Source organism: Pseudomonas serbica, assembly GCF_028823535.1.
GTDB lineage: Bacteria > Pseudomonadota > Gammaproteobacteria > Pseudomonadales > Pseudomonadaceae > Aquipseudomonas > Aquipseudomonas serbica.
Genome location: NZ_JAQIYM010000019.1, coordinates 101,474 through 111,458 on the forward strand (window position 1 = coordinate 101,474; position 9,985 = coordinate 111,458).

Annotated in this window: 11 protein-coding genes; 4 read left to right on the plus strand and 7 right to left on the minus strand. The window is 61.2% G+C overall.

The features are described 5' to 3' along the window. Nucleotides 1-27: 27 nt before the first annotated feature. Complete coding sequence (locus NQL71_RS26540; protein WP_274643615.1) at nucleotides 28-2,670, plus strand: excinuclease ABC subunit UvrA; 2,643 nt, start codon at nucleotides 28-30, stop codon at nucleotides 2,668-2,670. A gap of 88 nt (nucleotides 2,671-2,758) precedes the next feature. Here NQL71_RS26540 and NQL71_RS26545 read toward each other — a convergent pair whose 3' ends face one another. From NQL71_RS26545 to NQL71_RS26570, 6 genes are read right to left on the minus strand one after another with little or no spacing between them, the layout of a single operon-like run. Then, nucleotides 2,759-4,702, minus strand: a complete 1,944-nt coding sequence (locus NQL71_RS26545) for a PAS domain-containing hybrid sensor histidine kinase/response regulator (protein WP_077183227.1) — start codon at nucleotides 4,700-4,702, stop codon at nucleotides 2,759-2,761. After that, nucleotides 4,692-5,567: a sensor histidine kinase gene (locus NQL71_RS26550; RefSeq protein ID WP_046820173.1), complete on the minus strand. Its 876-nt coding sequence runs from the start codon at nucleotides 5,565-5,567 to the stop codon at nucleotides 4,692-4,694. The genes NQL71_RS26545 and NQL71_RS26550 overlap by 11 nt, the downstream gene beginning before the upstream one ends. Beyond that, a complete protein-coding gene (locus tag NQL71_RS26555) occupies nucleotides 5,560-6,570 on the minus strand; it encodes an ATP-binding protein (RefSeq protein WP_046820274.1) in 1,011 nt (336 codons plus the stop codon). Before NQL71_RS26555 ends, NQL71_RS26550 begins: the two co-directional genes overlap by 8 nt. After that, entirely contained in the window at nucleotides 6,567-6,971 is a 405-nt protein-coding gene (locus NQL71_RS26560) for an anti-sigma regulatory factor (protein WP_046820172.1), read from the minus strand. The genes NQL71_RS26555 and NQL71_RS26560 overlap by 4 nt, the downstream gene beginning before the upstream one ends. Continuing rightward, on the minus strand, nucleotides 6,968-7,330 hold the full coding sequence (locus NQL71_RS26565; RefSeq protein ID WP_046820171.1) for an STAS domain-containing protein: 363 nt from the start codon (nucleotides 7,328-7,330) through the stop codon (nucleotides 6,968-6,970). The genes NQL71_RS26560 and NQL71_RS26565 overlap by 4 nt, the downstream gene beginning before the upstream one ends. A 4-nt stretch (nucleotides 7,331-7,334) precedes the next feature. Beyond that, nucleotides 7,335-8,186, minus strand: a complete 852-nt coding sequence (locus NQL71_RS26570; protein WP_046820170.1) for an STAS domain-containing protein — start codon at nucleotides 8,184-8,186, stop codon at nucleotides 7,335-7,337. A 218-nt stretch (nucleotides 8,187-8,404) separates the two neighbouring features. On the opposite strand from NQL71_RS26570, the gene NQL71_RS26575 reads away from it, so the two are divergent. Further along, a complete protein-coding gene (locus NQL71_RS26575; RefSeq protein WP_248686536.1) occupies nucleotides 8,405-8,593 on the plus strand; it encodes a hypothetical protein in 189 nt (62 codons plus the stop codon). Between the two features lie 59 nt (nucleotides 8,594-8,652). On the opposite strand, the gene NQL71_RS26580 is transcribed toward NQL71_RS26575, so the two are convergent. Then, entirely contained in the window at nucleotides 8,653-9,174 is a 522-nt protein-coding gene (locus NQL71_RS26580) for a DUF4142 domain-containing protein (RefSeq protein ID WP_046820168.1), read from the minus strand. Between the two features lie 218 nt (nucleotides 9,175-9,392). Here NQL71_RS26580 and NQL71_RS26585 point away from each other — a divergent pair, with 218 nt between their 5' ends. Together NQL71_RS26585 and NQL71_RS26590 are read left to right on the plus strand one after the other, a co-directional pair. Continuing rightward, a complete protein-coding gene (locus tag NQL71_RS26585) occupies nucleotides 9,393-9,623 on the plus strand; it encodes a DUF465 domain-containing protein (protein WP_046820167.1) in 231 nt (76 codons plus the stop codon). Nucleotides 9,624-9,720: 97 nt separating this feature from the next. Then, on the plus strand, nucleotides 9,721-9,951 hold the full coding sequence (locus NQL71_RS26590) for a hypothetical protein (protein WP_274643616.1): 231 nt from the start codon (nucleotides 9,721-9,723) through the stop codon (nucleotides 9,949-9,951). Nucleotides 9,952-9,985: the final 34 nt, after the last annotated feature.

The window sequence follows — 9,985 nt, forward strand, 5'->3', positions numbered from 1 at the left end:
TTTCAATCCTCTTACCAAGGCTGGGCCATGACTGACGAGCGCACCTCGAATCCAATTTCCGGCATGGTCAGGGTGCGGGGCGCCCGGGAGCACAACCTGAAGAACGTCGATGTCGACATTCCTCGCGATGCCCTGGTGGTGTTCACCGGGGTGTCCGGTTCAGGCAAGTCGTCCCTGGCGTTTTCGACCCTGTATGCCGAGGCACAGCGCCGCTACTTCGAGTCCGTGGCGCCTTATGCGCGACGCTTGATCGATCAGGTGGGCGTGCCGGATGTCGATTCCATCGAGGGCTTGCCGCCCGCGGTGGCCTTGCAGCAACAACGGGGCACGCCGAGCACGCGCTCTTCGGTGGGCAGCGTCACGACCTTGTCGAGCCTGATCCGCATGCTGTATTCGCGTGCCGGCAGTTACCCGGCGGGGCAACCGATGCTCTACGCCGAAGATTTTTCCCCGAACACACCCCAGGGCGCGTGTGCGCAATGCCATGGCCTGGGCCGTGTGTACGAGGTCACCGAAGCGCTGATGGTGCCGGACCCGAGCCTGACCATTCGCCAGCGTGCCATCGCGTCCTGGCCCATGGCCTGGCAAGGCCAGAACCTGCGGGACATCCTGGTGACCCTGGGGTACGACGTCGATGTGCCCTGGCGCGACCTGCCGAAAAAGCAGCGTGACTGGATTCTCTTCACCGAAGAAACCCCGACGGTCCCGGTCTACGCCGGGCTCACACCGCAGGAAACCCGGGTCGCCCTCAAGCGCAAGATGGAACCGAGTTACCAGGGCACCTTCACCGGCGCCCGGCGCTATATCCTGCACACCTTCAGCCATTCGCAAAGTGCGCTGATGAAGAAGCGCGTCTCGCGTTTCATGCTCGGCAGCCCTTGTCCGTTGTGCGAGGGCAAGCGCCTCAAGCACGAGGCACTGTCGGTGACCTTCGCCGGCTACGACATCGGTGAACTGTCGCAGATGTCATTGCTGCAAGTGGCCGAAGTGCTCAAGCCGGTGGCCGCCAGACACTATTTGGAAGAAGGTGAAGAGCGCGATGAGATGGGTGAGGTATTGACCCACCAACAGACCCGTCAGGCCCGTGAAGAGCGCGTGGCCCACGGTGCCAGTGGCCACGCCAACGCCCCCGATGTGCGCCACACGCCGAATCTCTCGGTGGAAAAACGCCTGGCCGCGCAACGCATTGCCCAGGATTTGCTGGAACGGGTCAGCACCTTGACCGACCTTGGCCTCGGTTACCTGGCCCTGGAGCGCAGTACGCCGACGCTGTCGTCCGGCGAGTTACAACGCCTGCGCCTGGCCACACAACTGGGCTCGCAGTTGTTCGGCGTGATCTATGTGCTGGACGAGCCCTCGGCGGGGCTGCACCCGGCTGATGGGGAAGCGCTGTTCGAAGCCCTGCAACGCTTGAAAGCGGCGGGCAATACCCTGTTCGTGGTCGAGCACGACCTGGAAACCATGCGCCGCGCCGACTGGTTGATCGATGTCGGCCCGGCGGCGGGCGAGCATGGCGGCCGGGTGCTGTACAGCGGCGCTCCGGCGGGGTTGGCCGCGGTGCCGGATTCGCAGACCCGCGCCTATCTGTTCGCCGACCACGCCAGCCAACCTCGCCGTGCCCGCAAAGCCAGCGACTGGCTGCGCCTGGAGGGCGTCACGCGCAACAATCTGGATAATCTGAGTGTCGAGTTTCCGCTGGGCTGTTTCACGGCGGTGACGGGTGTGTCGGGTTCGGGCAAATCCAGCCTGGTGAGCCAGGCGTTGCTGGAACTGGTCGGGGCGCATCTGGGGCGTCCGGACGCCGAGAGCGAACCGCAGGAACTGAGCCTGGAAGATGACGCGCCGACCGTCAGTGGCGGACAGGTCACGGCGGGGCTGGCGTCGATCAAGCGCCTGGTGCAGGTCGATCAGAAACCCATTGGCCGCACACCGCGCTCCAACCTCGCGACTTACACCGGGCTGTTCGACAACGTGCGCAAGCTCTACGCCGCCACCCCCGAGGCGCAGGCGGCGGGCTTCGACGCCGGTCAGTTCTCCTTCAATGTCGCCAAGGGCCGCTGCCCGACCTGTGAAGGTGAAGGTTTTGTCAGCGTCGAACTGTTGTTCATGCCCAGCGTCTACGCGCCATGCCCCACCTGCCACGGCGCGCGCTACAACCCCGAGACACTGGCGATTACCTGGCAGGGCCTGACCATCGCCCAAGTGCTGCAACTGACGGTGGACCAGGCCGTGGAGGTGTTCAGCGAACAAGCGGCGGTGCGCCGCTCTCTTGAGGTGCTGCGCGATATCGGCCTGGGCTACCTGCGCCTCGGTCAACCGGCGACCGAGCTGTCCGGTGGTGAGGCCCAGCGCATCAAGCTGGCCACCGAACTGCAACGCAACCAGCGCGGGGCGACGCTCTACGTGCTTGACGAACCCACGACGGGCCTGCACCCACGCGACGTCGATCGCTTGCTCGAGCAATTGAACAACCTGGTGACAGCGGGGCACACGGTGATCGTCGTTGAACATGAGATGCGCGTGGTGGCGCAGAGTGACTGGGTGATCGATATCGGCCCAGGGGCGGGGGACAAGGGTGGCAAAGTCGTCGTGGTGGGGGAGCCCAAGAAAGTCGCTGGCAGCAAAAAGAGCCGGACGGCGCCTTTTCTCGCCCGGGTTCTTGGAGCGTGACACGCATCTGTAGGAGCCGGCTTGCTGGCGATGCGATGGTGGCCGTCATGCCGCTTTCGCTGGCAAGCCAGCTCCTGCAGATACTTGTTCAGGCGTCGTTGATCGTGCGCCGTACCTTGTCCAGCAGTTCATTGATCTGGAACGGCTTGATCAGTATCTCCATGCCATCACCGAGAAACACCTGGCGGTTGATCGCGGTTTCGGCATAGCCGGTCATGAACAGGATCGGCAGGTGTTCGCGCCAGCCTCGCGCGATGTCGGCCAGTTCGCGGCCGCTCATGCGCGGCAGGCCGACATCGGTCAGTAACAGGTCGATGGATTCGTCGTTCTGCAGCCGTTCGAGCGCCTCTTCGATATCGCTCGCCTGGGTGCAGCGGTAGCCGGCATCCGCCAGTACTTCAGCGACGAACATGCGTACCGACGGCGTGTCTTCGACGATCAGTACATGTTCACCACCACCTTCTGCCCGCATCGTCGTCGATTCGACCGGGCTGGCGGTGGGGTCGGCGCTCGCCGGCAACATGATGGTGACTTCGGTACCGCGCCGCGCCACGCTGCGGATGTGCGCATCGCCACCTGACTGGCGAGCGAAACCGTAGATGGTCGACAACCCGAGCCCGGTGCCCTGGCCAAGTGGTTTGGTGGTGAAGAACGGGTCGAAGACCTTGTCGATCACGTTGTGTTCGATACCGGTACCGTCGTCGCGCACCGACAGCGCGACATAGGCGCCATCGGCCAGGTTGGGATCGCCGTGGGAATAGGCGGCATAGGTATTGACCCAGATATTGCCACCCTGGGGCAGGGCGTCGCGGGCGTTGATCACCAGGTTGAGCACGGCACTTTCCAGTTGAATCGGATCGACCAGCGCGATGGCCGGTTTGCTCGTCAGTTCAAGCTTGAGGGCAATGCGCTCGCCGATGGTTCGCACCAGCAACTCCTCGAGCGAACGGATATGGTCGTTGATGTCCACGGGCCGGGTATCGAGTGGCTGCTGACGGGCGAAGGCAAGCAGGCGATGGGTCAGGGAGGCGGCACTCATGGCCGAGTTCAACGCCGCTTCGGCATAAAACTCCACCTTGTCCGTGCGAGACTCGGCGACACGCTTCTGGATCAGTTCCAGGCTGGTGATGATGCCGGTGAGCAGGTTGTTGAAGTCGTGGGCAATGCCCCCGGTCAGTTTGCCCAACGCGTCCATTTTCTGCACCTGCAACAACTGGGCTTCGGTACGCGCGCGTTCGGCGACCTCATTGGCCAACTGGGTCGTGGCGTCGTCCAGGCGCGCCAGGTGCGAGCGTTCACGGTGACGGTGTTCAGTGACATCCTCGACGAACACCAGGCTCAATTCCGGGGTGCGGTACGGCGAAATCTGCCACTCGGTTTCGCGAATTTCACCCTGCACGCGCATGCTCAAGGTGCCTTTCCAGCGTTCGCCATACGCCAGGCGCAGGCGCAGTTCCTCGATGACCGCGCACTGATCGTCGGCGAAGCACTGGCGCAGGGAATCCGGCTCGAGGTTGTCCTGAATCAATTGGGCGAACGCATGGTTGCATTCGTGGACCTTGAGTTGCGCATCCAGCACGGCGATGGGCGCTGACACATTGACGAAAATCTCGCGAAAGCGCGCCTCGCTTTCACGCAGGGCATTCTCGGTTTCGCGCACCCGCAGCAAGGTGCGCAGGGTCGCCAGCAGCACATCCGGGTCCACCGGGTGGATCAGGTAGGCGTCGGCGCCGGCGTCGAGGCCGGTGATGATGTCACCGGTCTGGATTGAAGCCGCGGACACATGGATCACCGGGAGCAGGGCGGTAGCCGGCTCCGAGCGCAGTTTGCGGACGATGTCGAAGCCACTCATGTCCGGCAGGTTGACGTCGAGGATCAAGGCGTCGATCGCCACACTGGCGATCAACTCCAGGCCTTCACTGCCGGTGCCGGACTCCAGCACCTCATAGCCGTGGCGTTCCAGGCGCCGGCGCAAGGCGTAGCGTGTGGCGACGTTGTCGTCGACAATCAGCAAGCGCAGGTCACGTTTCATCGGCAGGCTCCATGGCGATGGCCAGCGGGATGATCACGAAAAAGGTCGAGCCCACGCCCGGCGTGCTCTGTACCCCGACTTCGCCGCCCAGCAGCAGCGCGAAGCGTTTGCACAGCGACAGCCCGAGCCCGGTTCCACGCAGGCGTTTTTGCAGTGGAGAGTCGACTTGGGAGAAGTCTTCAAACAATGCGCCATGTAGCTGCGCAGCGATACCAATTCCGCTGTCGCTGACGGCGAAACGTACGTAGTCATTGTTTTCCAGGCGCGCCGAAACCCGGATTTCCCCGCGGGTGGTGAACTTCAACGAGTTGGAAATGAAGTTGCGCAGGATCTGCGCCAGCTTCTTGTCATCGGTGTACAGCCGGGGCAGGCCTATCGGTTCCTCGAAGATCAGGTCCACGGCGCTGGTATCGACAATGGGGCGAAACATGCCCCGCAGGGCGGCGAACAGGTCGAACATGTCGAACCAGGCCGGTGAAATGGTGATGCGCCCGGCTTCGATCTTCGCCAGGTCAAGCAGGTCGTCGACCATGTCGCTCAGCTCCCGCGCGGCATTGCTGACGAAGGCTACTTGCTTGTGCTGCTCGCTACTGAGCGGCCCGTCGAGTTCATCAGTCAGCAGGCTGGCAATGCTCAGGATCGAGCCCAATGGCGTGCGAAACTCATGGCTCATATAGGACAGGAAGCGGCTTTTGAGGTCCGAGGCCTGGCGCAGTTGCTCGGCCTGGTTGTCGAGTTCGGCATACAGCGCCAGGACGCCCTGGTTGGTTTCATCCAGTTCGGCACGCAAGGCAATGGCTTCACCTTGCAAACGCGCGATCATGGCGGCTTGTTCGTCGATTTGACTCATGGGTGTTTCAGCCATGGGCTGCCTCCAGGGCAATGACCAGCACCGTGACATCGTCTCGTCCACGACAGAAATCGCGGTGCAGGATGGCGGCAATCACGGCAGGATGGCGGTGCACCAGGCCGGGGTAATCCGCAAGGTTCCAGCGCGATTGCAGGCCATCGCTGTACATGATCAACAGTTGTCCGCTTACTTGAGCATAGTCAAAGGGCTGCGCCTTTCGAAACTGCCCTCCGACGATGCCGGGGTGGGAAGCCAGGCCGCGGGATTTGTCCGGTGCGACCAGACACGCGCCGATGTTGCCGATGCCGACAAATTTCAACGTGTCGCTGCCAGCATCGAACTGGGCAATGGCCAACGCACCGCCACGGGTACCGGTCATGGCTTGATGAATGTCTTCCAGCACCAGCAGCGGTGATGCGAAGGGCCGCAGCGCATAGGCTTTCTCGCCGGCGCGGGCGGCAAGTTCGGCTTCTTCACCGTGGCCCAGGCCATCGATCACCAGGGCGCTGATGCGTGGCCCGTCCAAGGCCAGGTGCCAGGTATCGCCGCAGGCGGGATCGTTGCGCAGCGAATGCTGGCTGACACCGAAGCGATGATCCGCGGCCTTGTCCGAGCGTGGGTACAAGCGCGTGAGCAGCACGGCACCCCGTGCATCGGCATACACATCGAACACCTCGGTCTGGCGCGACACGGCGCCCAGGCCGATGCCCTGGGTGCCACCGGTGGAAAAACCGTCGGCCAGGCATGCCTGCAGATCAAAGCCCTGGGCGCGATCGATGGCGACCATCTCGATGCCGGCGCCGCTGGCCCGGGGCAAGACCCTCAGGTGCAGTTCGCCACGGGCGGCGTGCTTGAGAATGTTACTGGCGAGCTCGGTGGCGACCAGGGCTACCCGTCCTGCATCCGTGGTGTCGAAGCCATGCTGCTGCGCGAGTTTCTGCGCGGTGCGGCGTGCATGACCGATCTGGCTGATGTCCTCGATGACCAGCGCTTGTGTCATCGAACCACCGAAATTCATGTCCATCGGGTAATCGTTACGCGAGTACCCTTTCCCGGTGCAGTGTCGAGTTCGAATTCATTGACCAGGCGCTTGGCACCGGTCAGGCCCAGGCCCAGGCCGGAACCTGAGGTCCAGCCATCGGTCATGGCCAGTTTGACGTCGGGAATACCCGGTCCTTCGTCACGAAAGACCAGGCGCAGGCCTACGCGCGGGCTCTCGTCGAGGATTTGCCAGTCCATGTCGCCACCGCCGCCGTACACCATGGTATTGCGCGCCAACTCGCTGACCGCGGTCACCAGCTTGGTCAGGTCGATCAGGCGCATGCCGCATTCCTGGGCGAGTTTGCGCGCCAGTTGGCGGGCCAGGACGACGTCCTGCTCGATATGAATGGGATGAGTGCCGCTGCTGCGCACTGTCATTGCTCGCGTACTCGTTCGTGAAGCAGTTTCATCCCGCGCTCGACATTCAGCGCGGTACTGACCCCGGGCAAGGTCAGGCCAAGTTCCACCAGGGTGATGGCCACCGCTGGCTGCATGCCGACCAGCACGGTCTGGGCATCCATGATGCTCGACAGCCCGGAGATGGTGCCGATCATCCGGCCGATGAACGAATCCACCATGTCCAGGGCGGAGATATCGATCAACACGCCGCGGGCGGAGGTCCTGCTGATGCGCTCGGACAGGTCGTCTTGCAGGGTCAGGGCCAACTGGTCATGCATGTCCACCTGGATGGTCACCAGTAGGAAGTCGCCCATTTGCAGAATCGGAATGCGCTCCATCGGCTCAGTCCGCCTTGCTGACGGTCAGTCCCAGCCGGGTAAGGGCCAGTTTCAGGGCGTCGGCCAGGTTGGCCTTGGTCACCACGCCTTGCAGGTCCAGGCCCAGGTGCACGATGGTCTGGGCGATCTGTGGGCGCACGCCGCTGATGATGCAGTCGGCACCCATCAGGCGGATGGCGGTAACGGTCTTGAGCAGGTGCTGGGCCACCAGGGTATCGACGGTCGGCACACCGGTGATGTCGATGATGGCGATCTCCGAGCCGGTGTCGACGATCCGCTGCAGCAGTGACTCCATCACCACCTGGGTGCGTTGCGAGTCCAGCGTGCCGATCATGGGCAGGGCCAGGACGCCATCCCACAGCTTGACCACTGGGGTCGACAGCTCCAGCAGCTCTTCTTGCTGGCGCTTGATCACCGCTTCACGGGATTTCTGGAAGGTGCGCAGGGTGTGCATGCCCAGGGCGTCGAGCAATTCGGAGATTTCCCAGAGTTGCTCGGCCAACAGTGCGGGGCTGTCCTGGTAATGGTTCTGCAACAGGGCAAACAGCGGACCTTTGAGCGAGAAGATAAAGCTGGCGGTCTGGTGTGAATCCTGGCCGAGTTGCGCGCGGCTATTGGAGAGTTTGTCGAGGAACTGGCGGATTTCGTCCCAGCTGGCGGCGGCAATGTTCTGGCCATTGCCATTTTGCAGACCCGAGATGACCAGTTGCAGGAATTCAGAGGTCTGCTGTTGCAGATCCTGCTCTTTGATATTACGCGTGGCGCCGTTGGAATCGAGGCTGTTTTTCCATTCGGCAAGCAGTTGTGCCTGGTTTTTCTTCATCATATCGAGTGTGCTGGTTTGCAGTGCCGCCATGTGACTGGACTCCTTGAAAGTATGCGGCCGATTCCCCAAAAAATGACCGGCGCAAAGCAGTGACATTTGGCGGATGAAATAGTTGTTCGCGTTCGACAGCTATTTTCATCCGATACCCAAGGACTGTAGGACAAAGACGAAGGGAACGTTGGTCGCGTGGTGGATTCGAACGGTTATGGCCCGGCTGTGTCGGTTGGGCAATGACGAACGAGGTCCTTATGAAAGATGAAAATGAAGCAGACGAAAACGCCAAGACCCCCGAGCCGGAAAGTGCCGACAAAGCGGTCGATCAGAAAAATGTACACAGCGACAACGACAACGAATTCAGCCCGGGCTTCAAACCCACTCCCGATCGCCCAAAAGCTGGCGATGACACGGATGCCGACATCGATACCGATGGCGGCTAGGCCGGCCACAAACAAAAAGACCGCATCGATGGATGCGGTCTTTTTGTTTGATAAGTGGACTATTTGTCCGGATGGGCGGCTTGGAGCTTTTTCGCCATATCCAGGTGTTTTTCCAGCCCCGGCAACATTTTTTGCGCAAAGCCCTTGAGCTCCATTGCGCCTTTGGTTTTGTCGTCGGTCACGGTATTGGCTTGTTTCTTGAACAGCTCGATGGTGTCTTCGTGAGCCTTGACCTGATTGTTCGCATAGGCCGAATCGAAAGATTCATCACGCATATCGAGGATTTTTTCCTTGGCCTGTTTCACCAGTGTCGTGGTGTCCGGCACTTCAATGTCATTTTTTTTCGCGATGGCCGCCAGTTCATCATTGGCCTTCGAATGATCGGTGATCATCATGTTGGCGAACGCCTTGACATCGGCTGACTGGCTTTTTTCCAGTGCCAACCGGCTGGTTTCGATTTCGGCGATCCCGCCTGCGGCGGCCTTGTCGACAAAATCGTTATCGGTTGCTGCGAATGCCGCGCCCATGGTGGTGCTCAAGGCGATGGCCAGAGTGAGGTGGCGCAGGTTAAATCCTTCCATTGGTTCTTCTCCACACAGTTATTCATGGGCGATCGAGTTGATCGTTACTCTGTGGAGGTGGCGAGCGGTGCAAAGGTTTTATCGCATTTGCGACAGGACGACGAACGGGCACCGCTGGTCTGACAGGTGGTCGACAGAACCGACTAACCAAGGCCATTCTGATAGTTGGCGAACGCAATCAATCGCGTTTGCTACCGATTAACAAACGGAGGTGTTCCATGCCGGTGCCCCATGACCTTTATCAGGATTTGAGTTGCACAAAGGAAGAAATCCAGCAGAAACGCACCAAGGATCCGTTACTGGATTCACTGATCAACAAATATTCGCAGGCGGATGCCGAAGTCGTGAAGGCCGAGCAAGCCAAATCCAGCGATGATGCAGTGACAAAGCTCAAGGCCAAGCGCCTGGAGGTCAAGGACAAGATCGTCAGGCAACTCCAGGCGCCGTAAGCCACCGACAATCGGTGGCTGAATAATTGGAACGGCGAAATCAACCGGCACCTCGAATGCTCAGAGCCCGATAACGCGGCTTCATGCGAGGTGCCTCATGTCCGATGCAAAATTCCCCAGCGAAGAACAAGGTGGCTACGACCCCATCCCCACCCATCCAGAACCCTTGAGTCCCGGCCGTACTGCCGTCAATCCGGAGGATGAGCCGGGCATTGATGAGCTGCCGAACAATGAAGGTGCCATCCCCATGGATCAGGACGACGGCACTGACATCGATTGGGAGCGGGTGCGCGAAGAAACCGATAATGCAGAGTCCGATCCGCGGTAGTCCTTGTGGGAGCGAGCCGGCGCGCGCACGCGGG